Origin of the sequence: Pantoea sp. JK, from assembly GCF_026130245.1 — a bacterium.
Taxonomy (GTDB): domain Bacteria; phylum Pseudomonadota; class Gammaproteobacteria; order Enterobacterales; family Enterobacteriaceae; genus Pantoea; species Pantoea trifolii.
Map to the genome: position 1 here is coordinate 1 of NZ_JAINFN010000005.1, position 24,635 is coordinate 24,635.

General features: G+C 55.0%; 22 protein-coding genes and 1 rRNA gene. 7 read left to right on the forward strand and 16 right to left on the reverse strand.

Translation table 11 applies throughout. The features are described 5' to 3' along the window. Positions 1-2 precede the first annotated feature (2 nt). Together rrf and PanJK_RS12350 are read left to right on the forward strand one after the other, a co-directional pair. Positions 3-118, forward strand: a 5S ribosomal RNA gene (gene rrf, locus PanJK_RS12345). 232 nt (positions 119-350) lie between these two features. Next, positions 351-1,655 carry an MFS family transporter gene (locus tag PanJK_RS12350; RefSeq protein WP_256697194.1) on the forward strand — a complete coding sequence of 435 codons (1,305 nt, stop codon included), beginning with the start codon at positions 351-353 and terminating at the stop codon, positions 1,653-1,655. Here the strand turns inward: PanJK_RS12350 and PanJK_RS12355 are convergent, their stop codons facing one another. The 5 genes from PanJK_RS12355 to trxC form a co-directional block, all read right to left on the reverse strand. Continuing rightward, the gene (locus tag PanJK_RS12355; RefSeq protein WP_256697193.1) at positions 1,656-1,976 is read right to left on the reverse strand and encodes a YfiM family lipoprotein; all 321 of its coding nucleotides are present in this window, start codon (positions 1,974-1,976) and stop codon (positions 1,656-1,658) included. A gap of 3 nt (positions 1,977-1,979) precedes the next feature. Then, a complete protein-coding gene (gene pssA / locus PanJK_RS12360) occupies positions 1,980-3,335 on the reverse strand; it encodes a CDP-diacylglycerol--serine O-phosphatidyltransferase (protein WP_256698443.1) in 1,356 nt (451 codons plus the stop codon). A gap of 116 nt (positions 3,336-3,451) precedes the next feature. Further along, positions 3,452-6,109 carry a bifunctional acetate--CoA ligase family protein/GNAT family N-acetyltransferase gene (locus PanJK_RS12370; protein ID WP_265300015.1) on the reverse strand — a complete coding sequence of 886 codons (2,658 nt, stop codon included), beginning with the start codon at positions 6,107-6,109 and terminating at the stop codon, positions 3,452-3,454. A gap of 87 nt (positions 6,110-6,196) precedes the next feature. Beyond that, positions 6,197-6,901 (reverse strand): tRNA-uridine aminocarboxypropyltransferase, encoded by a 705-nt coding sequence (locus PanJK_RS12375; RefSeq protein ID WP_256697190.1) that lies wholly within the window; start codon positions 6,899-6,901, stop codon positions 6,197-6,199. 91 nt (positions 6,902-6,992) lie between these two features. Next, positions 6,993-7,412, reverse strand: a complete 420-nt coding sequence (trxC, locus tag PanJK_RS12380) for a thioredoxin TrxC (protein WP_008101648.1) — start codon at positions 7,410-7,412, stop codon at positions 6,993-6,995. A 156-nt stretch (positions 7,413-7,568) separates the two neighbouring features. Here trxC and PanJK_RS12385 point away from each other — a divergent pair, with 156 nt between their 5' ends. Continuing rightward, a complete protein-coding gene (locus PanJK_RS12385; protein ID WP_256697189.1) occupies positions 7,569-8,681 on the forward strand; it encodes a tRNA/rRNA methyltransferase in 1,113 nt (370 codons plus the stop codon). Between the two features lie 37 nt (positions 8,682-8,718). Here the strand turns inward: PanJK_RS12385 and emrB are convergent, their stop codons facing one another. From emrB to PanJK_RS12440, 11 genes are all read right to left on the reverse strand, one after another. Beyond that, positions 8,719-10,254: a multidrug efflux MFS transporter permease subunit EmrB gene (gene emrB, locus PanJK_RS12390; protein WP_256697187.1), complete on the reverse strand. Its 1,536-nt coding sequence runs from the start codon at positions 10,252-10,254 to the stop codon at positions 8,719-8,721. A gap of 17 nt (positions 10,255-10,271) precedes the next feature. Continuing rightward, positions 10,272-11,444 carry a multidrug efflux MFS transporter periplasmic adaptor subunit EmrA gene (gene emrA / locus PanJK_RS12395; RefSeq protein WP_256697186.1) on the reverse strand — a complete coding sequence of 391 codons (1,173 nt, stop codon included), beginning with the start codon at positions 11,442-11,444 and terminating at the stop codon, positions 10,272-10,274. 148 nt (positions 11,445-11,592) lie between these two features. Next, positions 11,593-12,123 (reverse strand): transcriptional repressor MprA, encoded by a 531-nt coding sequence (gene mprA / locus PanJK_RS12400; protein WP_008101638.1) that lies wholly within the window; start codon positions 12,121-12,123, stop codon positions 11,593-11,595. A 708-nt stretch (positions 12,124-12,831) separates the two neighbouring features. Then, positions 12,832-13,827: a glycine betaine/L-proline ABC transporter substrate-binding protein ProX gene (proX, locus tag PanJK_RS12405; RefSeq protein ID WP_265300026.1), complete on the reverse strand. Its 996-nt coding sequence runs from the start codon at positions 13,825-13,827 to the stop codon at positions 12,832-12,834. A 63-nt stretch (positions 13,828-13,890) separates the two neighbouring features. Next, the gene (gene proW / locus PanJK_RS12410; protein WP_154155567.1) at positions 13,891-15,066 is read right to left on the reverse strand and encodes a glycine betaine/L-proline ABC transporter permease ProW; all 1,176 of its coding nucleotides are present in this window, start codon (positions 15,064-15,066) and stop codon (positions 13,891-13,893) included. Positions 15,067-15,068: 2 nt separating this feature from the next. Beyond that, entirely contained in the window at positions 15,069-16,259 is a 1,191-nt protein-coding gene (gene proV / locus PanJK_RS12415) for a glycine betaine/L-proline ABC transporter ATP-binding protein ProV (RefSeq protein ID WP_061718054.1), read from the reverse strand. Between the two features lie 399 nt (positions 16,260-16,658). Then, positions 16,659-17,618: a class 1b ribonucleoside-diphosphate reductase subunit beta gene (nrdF, locus tag PanJK_RS12420; RefSeq protein WP_265300031.1), complete on the reverse strand. Its 960-nt coding sequence runs from the start codon at positions 17,616-17,618 to the stop codon at positions 16,659-16,661. An 8-nt stretch (positions 17,619-17,626) separates the two neighbouring features. Further along, on the reverse strand, positions 17,627-19,765 hold the full coding sequence (gene nrdE / locus PanJK_RS12425; RefSeq protein ID WP_265300033.1) for a class 1b ribonucleoside-diphosphate reductase subunit alpha: 2,139 nt from the start codon (positions 19,763-19,765) through the stop codon (positions 17,627-17,629). Further along, positions 19,744-20,148 (reverse strand): class Ib ribonucleoside-diphosphate reductase assembly flavoprotein NrdI, encoded by a 405-nt coding sequence (gene nrdI / locus PanJK_RS12430; RefSeq protein WP_064739628.1) that lies wholly within the window; start codon positions 20,146-20,148, stop codon positions 19,744-19,746. The genes nrdE and nrdI overlap by 22 nt, the downstream gene beginning before the upstream one ends. A gap of 3 nt (positions 20,149-20,151) precedes the next feature. After that, positions 20,152-20,394: a glutaredoxin-like protein NrdH gene (gene nrdH / locus PanJK_RS12435; RefSeq protein WP_008101624.1), complete on the reverse strand. Its 243-nt coding sequence runs from the start codon at positions 20,392-20,394 to the stop codon at positions 20,152-20,154. 434 nt (positions 20,395-20,828) lie between these two features. Further along, positions 20,829-21,149, reverse strand: coding sequence for a DUF883 family protein (locus PanJK_RS12440; protein WP_008101623.1), 321 nt, complete (start codon positions 21,147-21,149; stop codon positions 20,829-20,831). Positions 21,150-21,299: 150 nt separating this feature from the next. On the opposite strand from PanJK_RS12440, the gene PanJK_RS12445 reads away from it, so the two are divergent. The 4 genes from PanJK_RS12445 to PanJK_RS12460 all read left to right on the forward strand — a co-directional run bounded on the left by PanJK_RS12445 (position 21,300) and on the right by PanJK_RS12460 (position 24,615). Then, positions 21,300-21,638, forward strand: a complete 339-nt coding sequence (locus PanJK_RS12445) for a DUF2002 family protein (protein ID WP_008101622.1) — start codon at positions 21,300-21,302, stop codon at positions 21,636-21,638. 132 nt (positions 21,639-21,770) lie between these two features. Continuing rightward, positions 21,771-23,186 carry an S-methylmethionine permease gene (gene mmuP, locus PanJK_RS12450; protein ID WP_265300539.1) on the forward strand — a complete coding sequence of 472 codons (1,416 nt, stop codon included), beginning with the start codon at positions 21,771-21,773 and terminating at the stop codon, positions 23,184-23,186. Beyond that, a complete protein-coding gene (mmuM, locus tag PanJK_RS12455; RefSeq protein WP_256697180.1) occupies positions 23,176-24,111 on the forward strand; it encodes a homocysteine S-methyltransferase in 936 nt (311 codons plus the stop codon). The genes mmuP and mmuM overlap by 11 nt, the downstream gene beginning before the upstream one ends. A gap of 84 nt (positions 24,112-24,195) precedes the next feature. Then, entirely contained in the window at positions 24,196-24,615 is a 420-nt protein-coding gene (locus PanJK_RS12460; RefSeq protein WP_265300039.1) for a hypothetical protein, read from the forward strand. Positions 24,616-24,635 lie beyond the last annotated feature (20 nt).

Sequence of the window (24,635 nt, forward strand, 5' to 3'; positions counted from 1 at the left end):
TGCCTGGCGGCTTTAGCGCGGTGGTCCCACCTGACCCCATGCCGAACTCAGAAGTGAAACGCCGTAGCGCCGATGGTAGTGTGGGGTCTCCCCATGCGAGAGTAGGGAACTGCCAGGCATCAACTAAGCGAAGAAGCCCCGAACGAAAGTTCGGGGCTTTTTTACGTCTGTACATAGCGGATTAAAGCCAGTAGTTAACTGAATTTGCTTGAAAAAAGCAAAAAATTGCACTGAAAACTCCCTGTCAGTCACATTTTGTAATCCAGGAGTATAGACAATTACCGCAACCAGTTAATAGATGCTTTACTGAATCCTTTGGCGTTAATTCTTCGCAAGGAAAAGAGGTAAGCATGACTGACTCACAACAACAAAAAGTGGCACGATCTGAAACGGTAGCCGACAGTAAAAAGCGCATCTGGGCGATTGTTGGCGCTTCTTCCGGCAATCTGGTCGAATGGTTCGATTTCTACGTCTACTCCTTCTTCTCACTCTATTTTGCCCACGTTTTCTTCCCAAGCGGTGATACCACCACTCAATTGCTGCAAACTGCTGGCGTTTTTGCCGCTGGTTTTCTCATGCGTCCGATCGGTGGATGGCTATTTGGTTACATCGCCGATCGTCATGGCCGCAAAGCCTCAATGCTAATCTCAGTGTGCATGATGTGTCTGGGATCATTAGTGATCGCCTGTCTACCGGGCTACGGAGAAATTGGCCTGGCCGCGCCTGTCATTCTTCTACTAGCACGTATGTTTCAGGGATTATCGGTTGGTGGGGAATACGGCACCAGCGCCACTTATATGAGCGAAGTAGCACTGGAAGGACGAAAAGGATTTTATGCCTCATTCCAGTATGTGACGCTCATTGGCGGCCAACTATTGGCGGTGCTGACCGTCGTCGTTTTGCAGCAAATTCTTAGCGATGAAGAACTACGTAGTTGGGGCTGGCGTATCCCGTTCTTCCTCGGTGCGGCGCTGGCTATCGTGGCATTGTGGTTGCGTCGTTCGCTCAACGAAACCTCAGAGAAAAAACATCGCGAACACCGTGATGCCGGCAGTATTACGGGATTATTGCGCAATCACCCCCGTGCGTTTCTGATGGTGCTGGGCTTCACCGCAGGCGGTTCGCTGAGCTTCTATACCTTCACTACCTACATGCAAAAATATCTGGTGAACACCGCCGGGATGGATGCGCGCAGTGCCAGTGGATTAATGACCGGCTGCTTGTTGGTGTTTATGTTGATTCAGCCAATTGTTGGCGCATTGTCAGATAAAATCGGTCGTCGCGCCTCAATGATGATTTTCGGTGCCGGGGCGGCAATCTGCACGGTTCCAATTCTAATGCTGTTGCAAAATGTGCAGAGCAGTTGGCTGGCATTCGCACTGATCATGCTGGCGCTGATCATCACCAGTTTCTACACCGCGATCAGTGGCATCTTAAAAGCAGAGATGTTCCCGCCGGAAGTTCGTGCGCTGGGCGTTGGTCTTTCCTATGCGGTGGCGAATGCTATTTTTGGTGGTTCGGCAGAATACGTAGCCTTACTATTGAAAAGGGAAGGCATTGAAACCAGCTTCTTCTGGTATGTTTCGGCGATGGGCGCTTTAGCATTCCTGGTATCGCTGATGCTGCATCGCAAAGGGAAGGGGATTGCGCTGTAGTTACTGACTGAGATTCCACAGTACGATACCGCTGGCGGCACCGGCGACATCCCAGCTAAGATCTTTCCAACTCCAGCCGCTCCCTGCTGAGCGGCTGTCATATAACTCTTTTCCCACACCAAAACTCAACGAAAACAGAAAGCCGAAACGCAAATTCTGCCCGCGGCTGTGATTTTGATGCTGAGAAATTTCGCTACCAGCGGCAGCCAGCACAGCGGAAGAGAAGTAGTGTTGTGCTTTATCTTTGCCGGTCCATTTATCCTGGGCGACATGCGCACATCCACTACACAGCAAAACCACGCAGAGGATGAGCGCACGCATCGGCTAGAGCAGACGGCTAATCAAACGATCGATGCGGATACGGCGCAGGCGACGAATCAGCTTGCGCACCTTCGCTGGATAATCGGAGATACTTTCCAGCTCGCGGAAATGCTGCACCACGGAAGTATGCTCACGAATCAGCGCCAGCTCTTTTTCACGCTGTTCGGCCAATTGATTCAGCGGATCGTGAATCAGCACCGCATTCTCAAGATCCAGTCGCCACGCGCGTGGATTGAGGTTGTTACCGGTGATCATCATCCATTCGTCATCCACCCAAATGCCTTTCAGGTGATAACTGTTCTCGCTATCTTTCCACAAGCGTACCGTCAGCTGACCATTATTGACGTAATACTGCAAACGGCTAAGGAAGCGACGCAGGTTGATCTCATAAAGATAAGGCAGCGCGCCGATAATCTTAAACGGCTGTTCTGGCGGGATGTAGAAGTCATTGGCCGTTTTGTCGCCAATGATGATCTCAACCTCTTTGCCCTGACGCAGTAAATGAATCAGGTTACGTACCAGAATAGCGGGCAGGTTGAAATAGGGCGTGCACAGCGTCAGCTTGCGCTCGGCGCAGGGCATCAAATGGAAAATGGTCTTGTTCAGCAGGCTGCGTTTACCCAGGCCAACCAGCGGCGTGACGGCAAGGGATTCATTATCTGCATTGCCGGTAAACTGATAGTTAAAGCTGCGCAGTTCCTGACGGAACTGACGCGTTTCGTTCTTAATTTCCGGACTGGAAGGACGCTCAGTTTTATCGAGCCGATTAACCGCATCGGATTCCTTGAGATTTTCGCAGATCCACGCATACATAGTATCGGTAAGCTGTGGATTGCGGATCAGCTGATAGCGGTCATAACGGTATTTATCATGCTGATGCAGATAGACATCGTTCAGGCTCGCGCCGCTATAGAGCAACGTATCATCAATGATAAACCCTTTAAGATGCAGCACGCCGAGCGCTTCACGGGTGTTAACCGGAATGCCGTAAACCGGAATAGCGATATCCGGATGCTGAGCCGCCATTTCGCAATACCAGTCAGCATTGGTCACGCCACGGGCGGCACCAATGCGACCACGCTGCGCACGATGCCAGTCAACCAGAATACAGACATCCAACTCCGGACGTGCCTGACGCGCTGCGTACAGCGCCTGCATGATTCCCCGTCCGCCGTCATCATTCTCCAGATACAGCGCGGTGATGCAGATACGCTTTTCTGCTGCGGCAATTTTCGTCAGCAGGGTTTCGCGAAACTCGGCAGGCGAGTAAAGCGTCGTCAGATCCGACACGGATTGTGACAGTTTAGGCAGCTGTGCGAGGTGTTGTTGGTGTTTATTACGTTTGAATTTAGACAACATCACAGTGCACTTCTTCTCTGTTCATTGCATGGCCTTTTGCCATCAAATCATGATCCTAACGGTAAATAATACCATCAACCGGCCTGTAGAGGAGGACTTTTACCTTTCTGTACAGGTTAGCTGATGACATCACCGAGCGGCAAATTCAGGCTGACAATGCCATCATCCAGTTGAATATTCACGCGAAAATTGAGTTTTCGCGCCAGCGTAATCATGCCGCTATTGTTTGGCATGGTGATACCGTTCAATTGTTGCAGGCCATGATCGCGCGTATAGCGAATCATCTTCTCCAACAAACGCCTGCCCATGCCCAAGCCTTTCAGGTCGGAACGCACCAGCACCGAGAATTCAGCATCGATATTGTCGGCATCAGAGATCGCGCGCGTTACGCCAATGATCTCGTCGACGCCATTGTGCTGGCGCACAGCGACAATCGCCATTTCGCGGTCATAATCGATTTGCGTCATATTTGCCAAATCCTCATGAGTAAACTCATTGATTTCACTGAAGTAACGATAGTAGAGATCTTCTTTAGTTACCTGAGCGATAAAGGCGCGCAGCTGCGGTTCATCTTCCGGCAGGATGGGGCGGAACAGGCAATATTGTCCATCTTTTAGCTGCACCCGCTCTTCAAGATGATGTGGATAAGGACGAATCGCCAGGCGCGTTTCGTTATCACCGTTGAAAGGTGCCAGCTGCAGCGTCACATCCAGCAACGTGAATTCATCGGCCGATGCCAGCAGCGGATGAATATCCAGGCGCTGAATCTCTGGACAATCGACCACCAGGTTGGAAACCTGCACTAACAGCTGGCTAAGCCCGGTGATATCCAGCGGTCGTAACGCGCTACGGCTGCGTACTTTGCCGCTTTTCATTGCCTGAATTACCAGATAGCGCGCCAGCGTCATATTCAGCGGTGGCAAAGCCACGGCGGCTTGCTTGTCGGGCTGCCACTCCACGCCGCCTTCACCCAGCAGGATAATCGGGCCAAACAGCGGATCCTGTTCGACCACCACGCGCAGCTCCTGGGCTCCGGCGCGGTTCGCCATACTCTGCACCAGCAGGCCATCGATATGCGCCTGCGGATGGGTTTCACGCACACGATCGAAAATGGCTTCAGCCGCTTGTTCAACTTCTGCGGCGCTACGCAGATAGAGCATTACGCCTTGTACCTCGGACTTATGTGGAATGTCCGGCGAACGCAGCTTGAGCGCCACCGGATAACCAATCTGATCGGCAATGCTGGCAGCAGCGACGCTGTCGCTGGCAATCCAGGTGGGCAGCGTCGCCAGGCCGTAAGCCTGCAACACCGGCTGAACTTCATGGGTATCCAGCGTGGTGATGCCTTTATCCAGCGCTTGTTGAATCAGCTGATGTGCCTGCGCGCTGTTCTGCGTCAGACCGATCGGCAGCGCGGGCGTTTCACGCAGTTGCTTCTGGTTGCGGCGATATTCCACCTGATGCATGAAGGCGGTGACGGTGCCTTCCGGCGTGCGCCAGGTGGGAATGCCGGCCTGAGTAAAAGCACGCCGCGCTGCCTGCGAGGAGTATTCGCCGCACCAGTTCGTCAGCAGCGTGACCTGCTTGCCGCGCGGATGTTTGGCAACCGCCGCGATAATCTGCTCGGCGGTTTCGCTGGAGGGTGATACGGCGCTTGGCGCATGAATGATCATCAGTGCATCGAGTTCATGGCTATCCAGCAGCCGTTCAATGCAGGCGACATAGCGCGCGGGTGTCGCGTCATCTTTCAAATCCAGCGGATTGCCGCGCCCAACGCCTTCCGGCAGCAGTGCGGCCAGCGCCTGCAACGTTTCATCACTCAGCGTCGCCAGCTTACCGTTACGTGCATACAGTTCATCCAGTGCCAGCGCTGCCGGGGCCGCGCCGTTACTGATGATCATCAGGCGATCGCCGCGCAGTGGACGCATATGGCTCAGCGACTCAACCGCCGTAAATAGCTCGTGCGTATCCTGCACTCGCAGCAAACCGGCGCGCTGAATCGCCGCATCCCAGGCAGCATCCAGTCCGCTGTGAGTGCCGAGCATCGCCTGCGCCTGATGGCTGCGACCACTTTTTATCACCAGAATCGGTTTGTTGCGTGAGGCGCTGCGCGAAGCGGAAACAAAGCGACGCGCATCGCTGAGGTGTTCGAGGTAGAGCAGAATGGCGCTGGTTTTGCCGTCGCGCGCGAGGAAATCCAGCAGATCATCCACGTCGATATCCAGGCTATCCCCTAAGGCGATAAACCAGGAAAAACCGAGGTTACGCTGCTGCGCCCAATCGAGAATAGTGTTAGAGACCGCAGCGGATTGCGAAATAAAAGCAATGCGACCTTTAGCAATCGGCACCGGCGAGAAGCTGGCATTCAACCCTTGCCACGGTGCCAGCAAACCTAAGCTGTTGGGCCCAAGCAGGCGAATTTGCCATTGGCTCGCACAGGCTTTCAGTTCTTCCAACTGGCTGGACGGCGCCGAGAGAATAATGCAGGCCTTACAGCCTTTTTCACCCAGTTGTTGCAGCAGCTCGAGATTACGTTTGGCGTGGGTACAGATGATGGCGAGATCGGGTGCGAAGGGCAGGCTGGCGATATCGGGCCACGCTAGCACGCCGCTCACCGCCTTATACTTAGGCGTTACCGGCAATACCGGACCACTAAATCCACCGGCCAGCAAGTTACGCATCATAAAGTAGCCGGCGCGGCCCGGTGTGATTGATGCACCGATTACCGCGATTGATTTAGGTCGTAACAGCGCTTCCAGTCCGCGTTGGCTCATCATCCGCTCCTGCTATCAAGATTGGCATGATTGTAAACGCTTTTTACCGCGCTTGCCGATTCGCCGATCGCAGGCTGAGAACCAGCTTCAGATTCCGCTACTCAATGCTTCTTCCAGAGCATGAATCGGATGATGCGGTTTCCCCGCCAGATAAGCATGACGGAAGCGGGCGAAATAGTGCTGTAACTCGGCGGCGGCGACGAGATCGCCCGCCTGTTCCAGCAGCGCGGCAGCCACTTCGGCGGTGCAGTGCTGGCCTTCGCCGTGGGCTTCGCGCAGCGTGTAGCGCGACGGCGCAGAAACGTTTAACGACATCACCGGCAACGCATCCAGCCACGGGCTTTTGCGGAACATCTTGCGCGCTTCAGTCCAGGTACCGTCGAGCATAATAAACAGCGGCGGTTTGCCGGTAAGCGGCGGGCTGGTGAGCACTTCACGACCGGCATCAGCATAAGACGCAGGGAAAACCACCAGCGGCTGATAAAGCTCATTCTTCACCGCCGCCAGCAGCGCGGGATCTGGCTCAGTGCGTGACCAGCCAAACGCCTCGGTGTCCGGCAGCACATCGGCGATTAATCTTCCGGTATTGCTCGGCTTCATCGGCTCGGTATCGAACATCACCAGACAAAAGCGACTGCGCGCTTGCTGAGGCTGGATGGTGGCGCACAGACAGTTTTTCTGCGGCAGCAGGCAGCGTTGGCAACGGATGACACGATTACCGCGCGCAAGAAACGGGCGCGTGGCGCGCGCTAAACGTTGCGCACGTAAGCGCAGAACGGCATTTTCAAACATAGGTTCGCAGGCAGGATAAAAAACGCCAGTGTAATGGAATTAGCCGGGAAAGGTAATAAGGAAGGCCAGCATGCGGCTGGCCATCAGCGGTTTACAGCGATTCGTCGAGCCACTCGTTAAAGGGCGCTTTTGGCATTGCGCCATTCAGCATGTCGACCATCTCGCCGTTCTTGAACAGCATAATCGTAGGAATGCTACGAATGCGGAAACGCGAGCTGAGCGCAGGTTCAGCTTCGGTATTCACTTTCACGAAGCGCACTTTCCCGCGACGCTCGTCTGCGACATCTTTAAACACCGGTGCGAAGTTAACGCACGGACCGCACCACGGTGCCCAGAAGTCGATCACCACGGGCAGATCGTCTTGCAGATACTTATCCAGCGTGGCGGCCGTCGCGTTGGCGATTTCACCGTTGAACAGCTCGCCGCCGCAGCGACCGCATTTTGCTCCATCGGCAATGCGCGACTCGGGCACGCGGTTGGTTGCCTGACAGGAGGCACAAACTGTATTCATATTTACCTCAACCCGGACCTGTAAATCTGATGATTGCCGGACATTATGAAAAGGTTGAGTGCTATGCTCAATCTGGATTGCCCAATAGGTTCAATAGTTGATAGCTAAGCACCGACACATCAGGTAATCTTCGCGCTCTCAATGCTGGAGGAACAGATGAACGACGAATTTAAAGGCAAAAGCGGCAAGGTAAAAGTGATGTACGTACGTGATGAGGAGGGTGGTCAAAAGCCGAATCCCCGTACCGGCAAAGGCGGCCGTCCTGCTGCGCGCCAGGAAGATAATCGTCGTTCTGGTCCTCGCAGCAGTGCACGTAATAATGAAGAAGGTGGCCGTAGCGGCGCACGCAGCTCGGCACCGCGCGGTGCGAGCAATACCGAACGTGGCCGCAGCTTTGGACGTCGTGACGATCGTGGTGACGACAACCGCAGCTTCGGTGATTCGCCGTGGCGCACCGTTTCTCGTCCACCGGTTGCCGATGACAGCCAGCTGGATGAGGCCGCGAACAAGCCGGTGATCGATCCAGAGCAGATTCGCCGTCAGCGTCAGGAAGAGACGCGCGTCTACGGTGAAAATGCCTGTCAGGCGCTGTTCCTGAGCCGTCCGGAAAGCATCGTGCGTGCCTGGTTTATTCAGAGCGTAACGCCGCGTTTCCGTGAAACCCTGCGCTGGCTGGCGGCCAACCGCAAAGCCTATCATGTGGTAGAAGATGCTGAGCTGACCAAAGCCTCAGGTACTGAACACCACGGCGGCGTGTGCTTCATCATCAAAAAACGCATGGGCATGCCGGTTACTGAGTGGCTGACAAAGGCACCGACCAAAGATTGCGTACTGGCGCTGGAAGATGTCAGTAACCCGCACAACCTTGGCGGCATTATGCGTAGCTGCGCGCACTTCGGTGTGAAAGGTTTGCTGGTGAATGATGCTTCGCTGCTGGAATCGGGTGCGGCAGTCCGTACCGCCGAAGGTGGCGCTGAGCACGTACAGGCGATCAGCGGCGAAAGCTTTGCCGATGGTCTGGAAGCGTTCCGTAAAGCGGGTTACACCATCGTTACCACCTCAAGCCATGAAGGCACACCGCTGGCGAAAGCCGAGCTGCCTGCCAAAATGGTGTTGGTGTTGGGTCAGGAGAGCGAAGGTCTGTCAGACAGCGCTTTCCAGCAGGGCGATCTCAGCCTGTCGATTGGCGGCACCGGCAACGTTGAAAGCCTCAACGTGTCCGTGGCGACCGGTATTCTGCTCGCCGAATGGTGGCGTCAGAACGCATAAAAAAACGGGCCGCAAGGCCCGTTTTTATTTGTATCGCTTAGTGAGCGCCGCCGCCGCCACTGCCCGCACCGAATGGTGGACGCGCAAACCACACCAGCACCAGCAAGATCAAGAACACGCCCGCCGATGCCCAGAAGATCTCATTCGCCGAAATAATCAGACCCTGATTGGTAATTTGCTGCGCGATATACGCCGAGGCCTGTTGCTGGGTCATGCCCATGCTTTGCAGCTGGTCGTACATCTGCTGTGAATTGACGTTGTACGGATTCACCGACTCCGACAAATAACTATGATGCATCGATTCACGGTTACTCCACATGGTGGTAGTAATCGAGGTACCGATGGAACCCGCCAGCGTACGCACGAAGTTCGACAGGCTTGATGCCGCCGCCATGCGTTCTGGCGGTAAGCCTGACAGCGTAATGGTGGTGAGCGGCATAAAGAAGCACGCCACCGCAAAGCCCTGAATAAACTGCGGCCACGCCGATGCACCAAAATCCATCCCCGGCTCAAACGTGTAGGCGCGCCAGTAGAAACAGACGGCATACATGATGAAGCTGAAGGTCACCAGCTTACGCATATCCAGCTTGTGCGCGAAGCGGCCAATGATCGGCGACAGGATCACCGGCAGAATCCCCACCGGTGCCGACGCTAATCCGGCCCAGGTGGCGGTGTAGCCATATACCTCCTGTAACAGCTGCGGCAGCAACACTATCGAGCCGAAGTAAAGCATATAGGCCAGGCTAATCGACAAACAGCCGATGGTGAAGTTGCGCATCTTGAACAACGACAAATCGACTATCGGATGGTCATCGGTGAGCTCCCACACCAGCAACACCAGCAGCGCCACCACGGCGACCACCATCAGCACAATGATCTCGGTTGAGCTAAACCAGTCGAGCTCTTTACCGCGATCCAGCATCACCTGCAGCGAGCCAATGCCCACCACCAACAGTACCAAACCCACCATATCGATCGGGCGGATTTCGGTTTGGGTTTCACGTCCGCGCAGCGTTTGCAGCGTCAGTAACACCACCACCAAACCAATCGGTACGTTGATGAAGAAGATCCAGCCCCAGTGATAGTTATCGCTGATCCAGCCGCCCAAAATCGGGCCGCAGATCGGCGCGACAATCACCGTCATCGCCCACAGCGAGAGCGCCACGCTGCGTTTCGCCGGCGGATAGTTGTTCAGCAGCAAACTCTGCGACAGCGGAATCAGCGGACCGGCAACCACGCCCTGAATGACGCGGAAGAAGATCAGCATCTCAAGGCTTTCGGACATGCCGCACGCCCAGGACGCCAGCACAAACAGAATGGTCGACCAGGTAAACAGCTTCACTTCACCGATGCGCTTCGCCAGCCAACCGGTAATCGGAATCGAGATGGCGTTTGCCACCCCGAAAGAGGTGATTACCCATGTGCCCTGCGAGTTCGAGGCACCGAGGTTACCGGCGATGGTCGGAATCGCCACGTTAGCGATGGTGGAGTCGAGTACCTGCATAAACGTCGCCAGCGACAGGGCGATGGTCATCAGGACTAACGGCGCACCTTCAAGCGGTTTTTGTGCCATAACAGCCTCCCGCGGCGTTAGTCAGCGTTGGCACGAACGATGTCAGTAATCAGCTGGTTAACCGGCGCGAGGTCGATTGCCAACGCATTACTTTCATACGCGGCTTGCGAACGCACGGCGCTGGCCAGCGTGGCGCCATCTTTGTTCTGCGTGTCGACTTTCACCAGCGTGGAGAGGCCGATACGCAGCGGATGTTCCGCCACTTGTTTCGGATCCAGCTCAATACGCACCGGCAGACGCTGAACCACTTTGATCCAGTTACCGGTGGCATTCTGCGCAGGCAGCAGCGAGAAGGCGCTGCCGGTACCCATGTCCAGGCCCACCACTTTGCCGTGATACTCCACGTCATCGCCGTAGATATCGCTGATCACCGTGGCCGATTGACCGATACGCACACCCGCAAGCTGCGTCTCTTTGAAGTTCGCATCGATCCACAGGTTAGTTGACGGCACCACCGCCAGCAGCGGCGTGGTGGTGGAGATTTGCGAACCCACCTGCACGCTACGACGTGAAATGAAGCCATCAATCGGGCTACGAATCTCGGTACGCTGCAGCGCCAGCCAGGCATCGCGCAATTCAGCCGCACTTTGCTGTACCGCCGGCTGGTTTTCCAGCGAGGTATTCAGAATCATCGCCTGGTTAGCGTTGTATTGCTGTACTGCCACATCCAGCTGTGCTTTGGCAGTTGCCACGGCATCACGCGAGTGTTGCAGCTCTTCGCGACCAATCAGATTTGACGCGCCCAGCGGCTCGCGGCGTTTCAGGTCAGCTTCGGCCTGTTCTAACGCGGTTTGCTGCAGCTTGATGGTGGCTTGATACTGCTTGCCGTTGATCATCAGCTGGTGGGTTTGACGCACGCTGGTGGCCAACGCGGTCTGCGCTTTCTCAAACGCCTGCTCGGCATCGGTTTTATCCAGTGACACCAACACATCGCCTTTCTTCACGATGTCGGTGTTGTCGAACCACACTTTGTTTACGCTGCCGGAAACCTGCGCCATCACCTGCACCTGGTTGCCCGCCACGTACGCATCATCGGTTTCCTGGAAGTGACGCAGCACCAGATACCAGTAAGCCAGATACGAAACACCAATAATTACAAACACGATAGCCAGCAGGATCAGCACACCTTTGCGCTTCTTCTTTTTATTCGCTGGCTGTTGCGGGCTTTGAGCTTCCGCTGTCGCACTCATGTCGTTCTCCACGTTTTCCATTTGGTCGGGATGTGCTGATCCTTCAACACGGTTGCCCGAGTCGAAAAAGCCAGCGCTTGAGCGCTGGCCGGACAAAAGGGGATTAAAATAGCGATTTCGGAAGGTGATTGTGTCGCACTTCTTGCTATTAGCGCGACAGGGAAGCGATAACCTGATCTTCGTCCATTTTATCGAGACGGTTAAGTAACTTACGGGTAATCGATTCCAGCTGATCCTGCTCGTTAGTGGAGAGCGAAGACCACAAGTATTGCAGGCTCTGATGCTGCGGTGGCAGCAGCTGACGCAGGAACTCATTACCTTTTTCGGTCAAATGCAGATGCAGGCAGCGACGATCGTTCTCGCTTTCACGGCGTTCGATCCAGCCGCGCTTCTCCAGCTCATCGGCGATACGCGTGGCATTGGTGCGTGAAGAGCCGAGGGCAGAACTCAGTTCTGAAGGCTGAATGCTCTGATTTTCCTGCGCATCAAGGGTAATCAGCGCCATGAATAAGGTCTCGTTAATTCCCTGCGCCTTCAACATTTTGTTGCGATTATCCAGCAGTTTTCCCTGCATATGCATGCACAAGCGGGTCAGAATGATCTCCTGCAGCGGAAAATCTTTATGGCGGTTAGCACGGATGTTTAGCATCTGTTCAATGGGAGTAAACGAACTTTCCATTTTAAAAAAACCTCTTAGTTGCAACTGGTATAGTAATGATGGTGACAGATTAAGCGTAGTCACAATTTCCGCAGGTGATTGTTAGTACTATCACATTGTCAACATCTGACATTCCAGGTTGTTCCTTAACCCAGGGCATTTCGCCCTGACATCCCGCCTGATCATGCAGGCAGCCGATGTCATCAATTAATCCCGGGAAATCTTTTTACTGATAAATAATTTCGCGAGAAAAAATAACTCTGGTGAATAACTGCGCTGCTAACCATAACAAAGCCAATCATCAATGAACAGTATCGCTCAGCGGTTTGGTCTCATCTTTACGATTTCTAAACACTTTTAGCACGCAGCTTGTCCACTAAAATCAAGGCGTTGATTAACATGCTCTTAACAACGCCCGCGCGGATGCGATACCAGCAAAAATGATGGAATTCGATCGCTAAGCGGGAAGCAGTCATTGCGCGAGGAGAAGAGAGATAATCATTTGTGGGTAATAGTAACCGAAAAAATTATTTCAATGGTGTGTTAATTAACAGGACGTACCAGTGCGCTATAGCGTACGCTTCGCTTATCGGGGGGATGAGAGAGGGTAAGGAAGAAACTTGCCATAGCGGCGCAATTCATTGTGCAGAGTGGTTGTAGTGCATTTATCGCAAGAAAAACGGCGCGATAAATCGCGCCGCCACAATACCAACGCTAATGTAAATCGCGTTACTTCGCTGCCGCCAGCGCGTCCTGAATCCACTTATCGAATTCCGCCTGGTGACCTTTGATCCAGCCATCAACGTGGCCATTGATATCGGCTTCAGACGCATGGCCCTCATGCATCGCTGCATTCTCGGCGTTGATGTCGCCAATTGGCAGCTTCATCTCAGCAAACAGTTTTGCCGCTGCCGGATTTTTCTCGGTCCAGGCTTTGTTGGCGACAATGTGCATGGTGTTCACCGGGAAACCGTAGTTAGCACCGTTCGCCAGCTTGGTATCGACTTTGCTCTGCTCGCCTGGCAGTGAAGAGAACGGCACCTGCAGCCATACCACATCTTTACCCGGCTTCAGCACGTCGCTGACCCAATACGGCGTCCAGGTGTAATAGAACACCGGTTTGCCCTGCTTAAAGCGCGTGATGGTATCGGCGATCATCGCCGAGTAGTTGCCCTGATTGTGCTCAACGGTATTGCTTAGCTTGTAGGCTTCAATCTGGTGATTAATAACCGCTTCACAGCCCCAGCCTGGCGTACAGCCGGTCAAATCCGCTTTGCCATCGCCATTGGTATCAAACAGCTTGGCGATTTTTGGATCTTTCAGCTGCTCGATATTGGTGATGTGATACTGCTCGGCGGTTTTCTTATCGATCAGGTAACCCTGCGCAGCGCCACCGACGTAAGTGCCTTGACGATAAAACTTCGCATCGCCGCCCGCTGCTTTATACATATCGTCGTGCAGCGGTTTCCAGTTGGTGGCAATAAAGGTGGCATCACCGGCTGCGATAGTGGTGTACGCCACGTTGTAATCAATCTCGCTTGGCTTCTCAACGGTATAGCCGAGTTTCTCCAGCGCGCGGCTCACCAGCAGCGTCTGGAAGGTCTCTTCAGAGATGGTGCTTTGAGTCGGTTTAACGGTGATGCCTTTACCGGGCAGGTCGGCGGCGGACACGTGCGTCGCGGCGAACGTCGTCAGGACGGCAGCGATGAGAGCTGTCTTGCGCATAGTCATTCCTTATTTTACGTGTTACGTCGGAGACGGGCGGCCGCAGTGGACCGCCCATGGAAATCAGGCTTTTTTACTGAAGGGGCGCAGCAGCAGACCCAGCGGGCCAGTGCTGTACCAGTGGCGGCTGCCACGGCTGCGGCTGTCGCGGCCCATCGACTGGGTCAAACGATCAAGAATAATGGCGAGAATCACGATGCCCACGCCGCCGACGGTGGCGAGGCCCATATCCAGGCGACCAATGCCGCGCAGCACCATCTGGCCAAGACCGCCAACGGCGATCATCGAGGCGATGACTACCATCGACAGCGCCAGCATCAGCGTCTGGTTTACACCAGCCATGATGGTCGGCATCGCCAGTGGCAGCTGCACTTTGAATAGCATCTGACGCGGGCTGGCACCGAAGGATTCACTCGCTTCAATCAGATCGGCCGGCACCTGCTTAATGCCCAGAATGGTGAGGCGCACAATAGGTGGCAGCGCAAAGATAATGGTCACCACCACGCCCGGCACGTTGCCGATACCAAACAGCATCACGATCGGTACCAGATAGACGAAGGCGGGCGTGGTCTGCATCGCATCCAGCAGCGGACGAATAATGCGCGCGGCACGTTCACTGCGCGCCAGCCAGATGCCGAGTGGCAAGCCGATGATGATGCAGAACAGCAGGGCGGTCAGCACCAGCGCCAGCGTAACCATCGCCTGCGACCAGGCACCAATTGCGCCGATGGCAATCAGCGAGACCAGCGTGGCAATGCCCATCGCCGGGCTGGCAATCTGCCAGGCGATCAGCGCAAACACCACAATCGCCACCGGCGCGGGCATGCCGAGCAGTAACTGCTGGAACGCGCTGAGGATGTAATCCACCGGCACGCGAATCCCCTGAAACACCGGACGGAAATGGCTGACCACCCAATCGATGCCTTCAGTCACCCAGCTATCAAGGGGAATCCAGGTTTTATGGAACGGGTCCATGATGTTGAAATGCTCAGGCGCGGGAGCGGGCGCGCTGCTCAGCCAGTCGCTGCTGCTGCTGGCAGCATTGCTGGCGGCATCGTGGCCACCGCTGCTGGCGGCGGAGGGATCGCCCCATGCATCGGCGCTATTATTATCCGCAGGCGCGGCACCGCCGCTCGCCCAGGGATCGCTGCTGCTGGCAGCGGCGCTGGTATCGGTTGTGGCAGGTTGCTGGGTGGTTTGGCTGGCGCTTTCCCACGGATTCGCTGTTTGTTCACTCATGATTAGGCTCCTTCACGGTCTAAAGCACGCAACAACATGCTTTTCGAAATGATACCGACGTACTGATTCTCCTCGCTGACCACCGGAACGGCGCAGGGCGCTTGTGCCACATGCGACAGCAGATCGTTCAGGGAGGTATCGGCAGGAACCGCTAACGGCGTGTCGAGCAGCGCGCTATCCAGCCCTTCACCGGCCGCCAGCGCGGCTTTCAATGAATCGGTGGACACCACGCCAACAAACTTCTGTTTCTCCAGCACATAGCCATATTCGCGATCTTCATCCTGCAGCAGCTTGATGGCGGATCGCGGACCAAAACCGGCGGCTTTGCGGATCAGTGAACCCGCACTGCGACGCGCAATATCTTTGGCGCTAAACACGTGACTGATATCGACGCCACGGAAGAAGGTGCGCACATAATCGTTGGCAGGATTATTGAGGATTTCATCCGGCGTGCCGACCTGCACCACTTCGCCGCCCTGCATAATGGCAATGCGGTCGCCAATGCGCATCGCTTCATCGAGGTCGTGAGAAATAAATACGATGGTACGCTGATGTTTGGCCTGCAGTTTTACCAGTTCATCCTGCATTTCGGTACGAATCAGCGGATCAAGTGCTGAGAAGGCTTCATCCATTAATAAAATATCTGGATTAATCGCCAATGCGCGGGCTAATCCAACGCGTTGACGCATGCCGCCAGAAAGTTCATCGGGATAAGAGTGAGCGTAATTATCCAGGCCAACCTGACGCAATGCTTCCAGCGCTTTTTCCTGACGTTCGGCCAAAGCGATGCCGGCTAATTCCATGCCAAAAGCCGCGTTATTTAGCACCGTCATGTGCGGCATTAATGCGAAGGATTGGAATACCATACTGATCTTATTTCTGCGTACTTCACGCAGTTCCGATTCCGATATTTTGGCAATATCGACACCGTCTATGATTACCTGGCCACGCGTGGGCTCGATCAGACGATTGAGAAGGCGAACCATGGTGGACTTACCTGAACCTGAAAGCCCCATGATGACGAAGATCTCGCCTTCTTCAATGGCCAGACTGGCATTTTTGACGCCAACAGAGAGACCGGTTTTCGCCAGAATACTCTCTTTGCTTTCGCCTTTATCGATCAGCTTAAATGCCTTTTCGGGATTATCCCCAAATACCTTATATAAATTCTTTACTTCGAGTTTAATTGCCATGCAGTAATTAATTTCCCGGTTAAATGTTTAACTATTTCTTGTTGTGGTCCTGATTAAATTTAAGCGCCCTATACCCTAGCATAGTGAAATTATCTGACAACCCTGGATGGCGATATTCGGCGGCACGCGCAGCGGTCAATGGCTAAAATCGCCAGTGCTCACAAGGGATGCGCGTGGATTAAATTTTTATGAAGGATAGTGTGATTTATCACTATTTCACGGCGGAAATGGTGTCAATGGCGTGAAAAAAGATGTTGTGAGTGGAAATAGAAAGGGGCGATTGATGGATATTTAAATGTCAATTATGACGAGGCGAGGGGAATAAATGTGGAATCCAGGTCGCCATAAATGGCGACCCTACGACGTAGGGTGCGCATTAATGCGCACCGGGTATTAATGTTAAAAATTCCAGTCTTCGTCTTCGGTCTCTACTGCTTTACCCATGACATAAGAAGAGCCCGAGCCGGAGAAGAAATCGTGATTTTCATCGGCGTTGGGCGACAGCGCAGACAAGATCGCCGGGTTCACTGCGGTCAATTCCGCCGGGAACAGCGCTTCGTAGCCGAGGTTCATCAGCGCCTTGTTGGCGTTGTAGTGCAGGAAGGTTTTCACCTCTTCCGCCCAGCCGACTTCGCCGTACAACGCTTCGGTATACACCACTTCGTTTTCGTACAGTGCCAGCAGCAAATCAATCGCGAACTGTTGCAACTCTTCACGGCGACCAGCATCAACATTTTCCAGCGCTTTTTGGTACTTATAGCCGATGTAGTAACCGTGAACCGCTTCGTCACGAATGATCAAACGAATCAGGTCAGCGGTGTTGGTCAGCTTGCCACGGCTTGACCAATACATCGGCAGCCAGAAACCGGAGTAGAACAGGAACGATTCAAGGAACACGCTGGCGATTTTCTTCTTCAGCGGATCCTCGGCGCGATAGTGCTCCAGCACAATCTTCGCCTTGTTCTGCAGCGCGTCATTCTCTTCACTCCAGCGATACGCCGCATCGACATCTGCGGTGTTACACAGCGTGGAGAAAATCGAACTGTATGAACGCGCATGCACCGCTTCCATAAAGGAGACGTTCGACAGCACGGCTTCTTCATGCGGTGTAATCGCATCCTCCATCAGGCCCGGCGCACCGATCACGTTCTGGATGGTGTCGAGCAGCGTCAAACCGGTAAACACCCGAATGGTCAGCTGCTGTTGCTGGTGGTCCAGCGACTGCCACGCCGGCAAATCGTTGGAGAGCGGCACTTTTTCCGGCAGCCAGAAGTTGCTGGTCAGTCGGTTCCACACTTCGAGGTCTTTCTCGTCCTGAATGCGGTTCCAGTTAATCGCTTGAATCTGTTTTAGTTGCATAGTTTTCATCACAGTGAGCAGGAGACGCAGCCCTGCACCTCGGTGCCTTGAAGCGCCATCTGGCGCAGACGAATGTAATAGAGCGTTTTGATGCCTTTCTTCCACGCGTAAATCTGCGCTTTGTTGATATCGCGCGTGGTGACGTCGTCGCGGAAGAACAGCGTCAGCGACAGGCCTTGATCGACGTGCTGCGTGGCTTCGGCGTAGGTATCAATAATCGCCTCCGGCCCAATCGAGTACGCATCCTGATAAAGGTCGAGATTGTCGTTGGTCATAAACGGTGCCGGATAATAGACGCGGCCAGTTTTGCCCTCTTTACGGATCTCAATGCGCGACACAATCGGGTGAATGCTGGAGGTCGCATGGTTGATGTACGAGATCGAACCGGTGGGCGGAATTGCCTGCAGGTTCTGGTTGTACAGCCCATGCTGCATCACCGCTGCACGTAGCGCTTGCCAGTCGGCGTGCGTCGGCAGAGCCAGTCCGGCATCAGCGAAAAGTTTTGCCACACGCGCGGTGCGCGGTTGCCACGCTTGTTCGATGTACTTATCGAAATATTGCCCGCTGGCATATTTCGAGTCGGCGAAACCGTCAAAACTCTTCTGATGCTCCTGCGCCAGCAGATTCGAGGTGCGCACGGCGTGATAGGTGACGCAATAGAAGTAAAGATTGGTGAAATCCAGCGCTTCTTCTGAACCGTACGCCATGCCTTCGCGCGCCAGATAACCGTGCAGGTTCATCTGACCCAAACCAATCGCGTGCGAGCGGCGATTGCCTTCCGCCACCGACGGCACCGAATTGATCTCACTCATTTCGGAAACGGCGGTCAGCGCACGCACGGCGGTTTCCACGGTTTGCGCCAGATTGCGCGAATCCATGGCATGCGCAATGTTGAGCGAGCCGAGGTTGCAGGAGATATCTTTGCCGACGCGACGATAGCTGAGATCGTCATAGAACTCGCTGGCGCTATTAACCTGCAAAATCTCGGAACAGAGATTACTCATGTTAATGCGACCGGCAATCGGGTTACTGCGGTTCACGCTGTCTTCAAACATGATGTACGGATAGCCCGACTCAAACTGAATCTCCGCCAGCGTTTGGAAGAAATCGCGCGGCTTAATGTAGGTTTTGGTGATGCGATCGTCCGCCAGCATCTCGTCGTAATGCTCGCTGATGCTGATATCACCAAAGGCTTTGCCGTAGATGCGCTCGACATCGTACGGCGAGAACAGCGCCATATCGCGATTCTCTTTCGCCAGCTGGAAGGTGATATCCGGGATCACCACGCCGAGCGACAGCGTTTTGATGCGGATCTTCTCGTCGGCGTTTTCACGTTTGGTATCGAGAAAGCGGAAAATATCCGGGTGATGCGCATTCAGCCACACCGCACCTGCGCCCTGACGTGCACCCAGCTGGTTAGCGTAGGAGAACGCATCTTCCAGCATCTTCATCACCGGAATTACGCCGGACGACTGGTTCTCAATGCGCTTAATCGGCGCGCCCGATTCACGCAGGTTAGAGAGCAGGAACGCTACGCCGCCGCCGCGTTTCGACAGCTGCAACGCCGAATTCACCGCGCGACCAATCGATTCCATGTTGTCTTCGATGCGCAGCAGGAAACAGGAGACCAGTTCGCCGCGCTGCTGCTTACCGCAGTTAAGGAAGGTTGGCGTAGCCGGCTGGAAGCGACCGCTTAGCATCTCCGCCAGCAGCTCGCGCGCTAAGGTTTCATTGCCGCGAGCCAGCGTCAGCGCCACCATGCAGGCGCGCTGTTCAAACGTTTCCAGATAGCGTTTGCCGTCGAAGGTTTTCAGCGTATAGCTGGTGTAAAACTTCCACGCACCGAGGAAGGTGTGAAAAGCGAAACCCGCCGCATCGGCTTCATCGTGCAGCTGGCACAGGAAATCGAAATCGTACTGATTCAGCACTTCGGCTTCGTAGTAGCCTTCGGCCACCAGATAGCGCAGGCGTTCACCCGCAGAGGCAAACTGCACGGTATGGGGTTGCACATGCTGCAGGAAGAACTGGCGCGTCGCTTCGTGATCTTTGCTGAACTGGATGCGGCCGTCGGCGTCATACAGGTTCAGCATCGCGTTAAGCGCGTGGTAATCCGTTAGCGAGCTGTTTAGGGTGTCTGTCGTTGCCAAAATTGGGTCACTCCCGCTTTTACATTAGCGATATCGTCGGGGGTTCCCATCAGCTCAAAGCGGTAGAGATAGGGAACCTGACATTTCTGCGCAATGATGTCGCCCGCCAGGCAATAGCCTGCACCGAAGTTGCGGTTACCGGCAGCAATCACCCCGCGAATCCCGCGTCGGTTGGCATCATCATTGAGGAATTGGATCACTTGTCTCGGCACGGCTCCACGCGAACTGCCGCCGCCGTAGCTCGGCACCACTAAAATGTAGGGCTGTTCGATATGCAGGCGCTGCTTGCCGTCAACCGGAATGCGGCGGGCAGGCAGCCCAAGACGCGTGATGAATCGGTGCGTGTTTTCCGACTGGCTAGAGAAATAGACCAGTGGAAACATGGCTTATCCCCCGACGGCCGCGAGCTGGCGCAGGCTGGCAATTTTGTCGGGACGGAAGCCACTCCAGTGATCGTCTTGCGTCATCACCACCGGCACCTGACGGTAGCCGAGAGATTTGAGGTTGTCGATGGCTTCGGGTTGGGTATCAAGGTTGATCAGCTGATAGTCGATACCTTTGCGGTCCATGGCATTTTTTGTCGCATTGCACTGGACACAGTTATCTTTGGTGTAAATAATAATGCGCATGATTCGTATTTCCCTTTGATTGCGGTCAGATTGCGAGATACGAAGCAAATTCCTGTTTGCATCGAACTTCGTCCTTGACGATATTTAGGTGCTGGTTGATGGGTTGAATACTAGATGTAGTGATTAAAAGGATCAAGCCCACCAGATATAGGGTTTTGTTATTTTGATCTTCGGATAATCGCTAAGCCCAGAGATCCTGCGCCTTCCAGGCCGGAAAAATTTTTTGTAAAGGGAATGAGATGGGAGAGGTGGTTGGATTTTGTGCGATTTGACCCTCATCCCTGCCTTCTCCCGCAAGCGGGAGAAGGAGCCGACCGAGCTAATTATTCCCTCTCCCGCTTGCGGGAGAGGGCTAGGGTGAGGGAAAGCGCGCACTATCTCGCGCCCACAAAAAAGCCCCGCATCAGCGAGGCTTATTGAGTCTACTTTCAGGCTTATCGGCGTGAAGACACCAGCAGCGCGCCAAGCACCAGGCCTATTGCCGCACCGACGCCCACGCCGTGCCACGGCTTGTCATGGACATAGGCATCAACCTGCGTACCGGCGTCACGTGCCGCTTGCGATACGCGACTCTGTCCGCCGCTCAGTTTGGCACGCGTCTGCTTCAACAGCGCCTGCGCCTGGCTACGGGCATTATCAACTTCGTCTTTAGCTTCACTGCCATAAGATTTAAGTAACGCCTCTAGCGAATCGGCCAGTTCGTTTACATCCTGATTGATATCAATGTCATCGTTTTTTGCGCTTCGATTAAACATTTTTTAGCTCCCTTTGATTTAAAACGTAATACTCAGTGTAGACGAAGCGTGATTAAACGCAGGGATGTGCCAGGCTTTAGGGAAAATTCCGAATGCCCATGCCATCCTGCTACTGTAAGGTTGCGGGGCTGTGAGAAGAGAGGAGCAAGCATGTATTTACGACCAGATGAGGTAGCGCGCGTACTTGAGAAAGTGGGCTTCGAAATGGATACCCAAACGCCAAAAATTTACGGTTATCGTCGCGGCGAAAACTATGTGTACGTCAATCGCGAAGCGCGTATGGGACGTACCGCCTTAATCATTCACCCGACGCTGAAAGAGAAAAGCCAGAGCTTTGCTGAACCGGCTTCAGAGATGAAAACCTGCGATCATTACACGCAATTCCCACTCTACTTAATGGGCGATTCGCAGGAGCATTACGGGATTCCGCACGGCTTCAGCTCGCGCGTTGCGCTTGAGCGTTATCTGCAAGGCGTATTCGGCGCCTGATCTTGCGCCCCGTCAACGCGGGGCCGCAAACCCTCACTTAATCCTCTCCTTCTGCCCCGTTGCAAATCCGCACGCTGACGCGTATAACCTTGTGTCCATATAGATGTTCAGACGTCCATACGGATAATTATGATGCAAACTCAGGCTACGCCTCCGCAGGAAAATTTTAAGCGCACCATGAAAGTACGGCATCTGGTGATGCTGTCGCTTGGCGGTGTGATCGGAACCGGACTGTTCTTCAATACCGGCTATATCATCTCAACCACCGGCGCAGCCGGAACCTTGCTGGCCTATCTGATTGGTGCGCTGGTGGTGTGGCTGGTGATGGTCTGTCTCGGCGAGTTGGCCGTGGCGATGCCGGAAACTGGCGCATTCCACGTCTATGCCGCACGCTATCTCAGCCCTGCCACCGGTTATACCGTCGCCTGGCTGTACTGGCTCACCTGGACGGTGGCGCTGGGTTCCAGCCTGACTGCCGCCGGATTCTGTATGCAGTATTGGTTCCCGAGCGTGCCGGTATGGACGTGGTGTCTGGTGTTCTGCATCGCCATCTATCTGCTGAATATCGTCTCAACGCGCTTCTTTGCCGAAGGTGAATTCTGGTTCTCCATCATCAAAGTGATCACCATCATCGCTTTTATCCTTCTCGGCGCAGGCGCGATCTTTGGTTTTATCCCGATGAAAGACGGCAGTGCCGCGCCGGGATTGCACAATCTCACCGCTTCCGGCTGGCTGCCGCACGGCACGCTGCCGATTCTGATGACCATGGTGGCGGTCAACTTCGCGTTCTCAGGCACGGAATTGATCGGTATCGCCGCCGGTGAAACCGAGCAGCCGCAAAAAGCGCTGCCACTGGCGATCCGCACCACCGTGGCACGGTTGATCATCTTCTTTATCGGCACGGTATTCGTGCTGGCGGCGCTGATCCCAATGGATCAGGCGGGGATCGTCAAAAGCCCGTTTGTGCTGGTGTTTGAAAAGATCGGCATCCCGTACGCGGCGGATATTTTCAACTTCGTAATCCTCACCGCCATTCTCTCCGCCGCCAACTCCGGCCTGTATGCTTCTGGCCGTATGTTGTGGTCGCTGGCTAATGAGAAGACGCTGCCGCGCTGTTTTGCGCGCGTCAACCGTCGTGGCATTCCGGTGCTGGCGCTGACCGTGAGCATGATTGGCGGCCTGCTGGCGCTGTTCTCCAGTGTGATTGCGCCGGACACAGTGTTTGTGGCGCTGTCGGCAATTTCCGGTTTTGCCGTGGTGGCGGTGTGGCTCAGCATCTGCGCCTCGCACTATGTGTTCCGTCGTCGCCATCTGCAGGCGGGCGGCAGCTTACAACAGCTGGCGTATCGCGCGCCGCTCTATCCGCTGACGCCGATTCTCGGCTTCCTGTTATGCCTGCTGGCGTGCGTCGGACTGGCATTCGATCCATCGCAGCGTATTGCGCTGTGGTGCGGCATTCCGTTTGTGCTGTTCTGCTATGCCGCATACCATGTCACGCAACGACGTAAGTCATCCCTTAAGGCTGAGGAGGCCAACGATGTCGCGTAATCCCATCGCGCAGGCACTAACCCAAACTGACACGCTGATTCTGGATGGCGCGCTGGCGACCGAGCTGGAGGCGCGCGGCTGCAATCTGGCCGATGCGCTGTGGTCGGCCAAAGTGCTGGTAGAAAATCCTGAGCTGATTTATCAGGTGCATCACGATTACTTTGCCGCTGGCGCGCATGTGGCGATCACCGCCAGCTATCAGGCCACACCGCAGGGTTTTGCTGCGCGCGGATTAGATGAAGCGCAGGCGCTGGCACTGATTACCCAGAGCGTACAACTGGCACAGCGCGCGCGTGACGACTATCGCGCATCTTCGGCCAGCACCGCGCCATTGCTGGTGGCCGGATCCGTCGGGCCGTATGGCGCGTTTCTGGCCAATGGCGCGGAGTATCGGGGTGATTACGCGCTGCCGGAAGAGGAGATGAAAGCGTTCCACCGTCCGCGCGTGAAGGCGTTGCTGGAAGCGGGTGTCGATCTGCTGGCCTGCGAAACGCTGCCGTCCTTCGCTGAGGCGCAGGCGCTGGTGAGTTTACTGGCCGAATTCCCTGACAGCAGCGCGTGGTTCTCCTTTACCCTGCGCGATGCCGAACACCTCAGCGACGGCACGCCGCTGAGCAAAGTGGCGCAGCTGGTGAATGCGGCACCGCAAGTGGTGGCGATTGGCATCAACTGCGTGGCGCTGGAGAGCGTGACGCCCGCTCTGCGCAGCTTACAGGCGCTGTGTGACAAACCGCTGCTGGTCTATCCGAACTCCGGCGAGCAGTACGATGCCAGCAGCAAAACCTGGCACTCCGCGCCATCGGGTTGCACGCTGCATGACAAGTTCGCCGAATGGCAGCAGGCGGGCGCACGTCTGATTGGCGGCTGCTGCCGCACCACGCCGCAGGATATCGCGGCGATTGCCGCCTGTTGTCAACCGCAATAAAGCGCAGAAAATCATCAGTGATAGCGCGATTAAGCACAGAAGGGCAGTTTACACTGTCCTATCTGATGCTAAAGCGGACCTGCTATGAACCTGCGACCTCTTTTTCCTGCCTGTGCGCTGCTGCTGAGCGGCTGTGCCACCATTGTCGGCACTGAAACGCAACCGGTAAAAATCGACTCCCTGCCGCAAGGCGCGCGTTTCACCGTGCAGGATGAGACCGGCCGCGCGGTGGCGCAGGGCTATACGCCGCAAACCGTTGAGCTGGCGAAATCGACCGGGAATTACTTTGGTAAGAAGCACTATCAGGTGATGCTGGAAAGTCCGGGCTACGTGCCGCTAACCTTGCCGATCGAGGCCAATGCCAATTTGTGGTATGTGCTGGGCAATATTCCGCTATTGGGCTTCCCCGGCTGGCTGCTGGTCGATCCCTTCTATGGCGGCATGTACGATCTCAAACCTGAACATCCCCAGCCGAAGCTGAACGTCGTCGGCGCACGCGGTTAATGTGCCGGGCCGCCATTCAT

Coding starts and splice junctions, on each gene's coding strand:
- PanJK_RS12350 (WP_256697194.1), top strand. CDS start 351: ATGACTGACTCACAACAACAAAAAGTGGCACGATCTGAAACGGTAGCC.
- PanJK_RS12355 (WP_256697193.1), bottom strand. CDS start 1,976: ATGCGTGCGCTCATCCTCTGCGTGGTTTTGCTGTGTAGTGGATGTGCG.
- pssA (WP_256698443.1), bottom strand. CDS start 3,335: ATGTTGTCTAAATTCAAACGTAATAAACACCAACAACACCTCGCACAG.
- PanJK_RS12370 (WP_265300015.1), bottom strand. CDS start 6,109: ATGAGCCAACGCGGACTGGAAGCGCTGTTACGACCTAAATCAATCGCG.
- PanJK_RS12375 (WP_256697190.1), bottom strand. CDS start 6,901: ATGTTTGAAAATGCCGTTCTGCGCTTACGTGCGCAACGTTTAGCGCGC.
- trxC (WP_008101648.1), bottom strand. CDS start 7,412: ATGAATACAGTTTGTGCCTCCTGTCAGGCAACCAACCGCGTGCCCGAG.
- PanJK_RS12385 (WP_256697189.1), top strand. CDS start 7,569: ATGAACGACGAATTTAAAGGCAAAAGCGGCAAGGTAAAAGTGATGTAC.
- emrB (WP_256697187.1), bottom strand. CDS start 10,254: ATGGCACAAAAACCGCTTGAAGGTGCGCCGTTAGTCCTGATGACCATC.
- emrA (WP_256697186.1), bottom strand. CDS start 11,444: ATGAGTGCGACAGCGGAAGCTCAAAGCCCGCAACAGCCAGCGAATAAA.
- mprA (WP_008101638.1), bottom strand. CDS start 12,123: ATGGAAAGTTCGTTTACTCCCATTGAACAGATGCTAAACATCCGTGCT.
- proX (WP_265300026.1), bottom strand. CDS start 13,827: ATGCGCAAGACAGCTCTCATCGCTGCCGTCCTGACGACGTTCGCCGCG.
- proW (WP_154155567.1), bottom strand. CDS start 15,066: ATGAGTGAACAAACAGCGAATCCGTGGGAAAGCGCCAGCCAAACCACC.
- proV (WP_061718054.1), bottom strand. CDS start 16,259: ATGGCAATTAAACTCGAAGTAAAGAATTTATATAAGGTATTTGGGGAT.
- nrdF (WP_265300031.1), bottom strand. CDS start 17,618: ATGCAACTAAAACAGATTCAAGCGATTAACTGGAACCGCATTCAGGAC.
- nrdI (WP_064739628.1), bottom strand. CDS start 20,148: ATGTTTCCACTGGTCTATTTCTCTAGCCAGTCGGAAAACACGCACCGA.
- nrdH (WP_008101624.1), bottom strand. CDS start 20,394: ATGCGCATTATTATTTACACCAAAGATAACTGTGTCCAGTGCAATGCG.
- PanJK_RS12440 (WP_008101623.1), bottom strand. CDS start 21,149: ATGTTTAATCGAAGCGCAAAAAACGATGACATTGATATCAATCAGGAT.
- PanJK_RS12445 (WP_008101622.1), top strand. CDS start 21,300: ATGTATTTACGACCAGATGAGGTAGCGCGCGTACTTGAGAAAGTGGGC.
- mmuP (WP_265300539.1), top strand. CDS start 21,771: ATGCAAACTCAGGCTACGCCTCCGCAGGAAAATTTTAAGCGCACCATG.
- mmuM (WP_256697180.1), top strand. CDS start 23,176: ATGTCGCGTAATCCCATCGCGCAGGCACTAACCCAAACTGACACGCTG.
- PanJK_RS12460 (WP_265300039.1), top strand. CDS start 24,196: ATGAACCTGCGACCTCTTTTTCCTGCCTGTGCGCTGCTGCTGAGCGGC.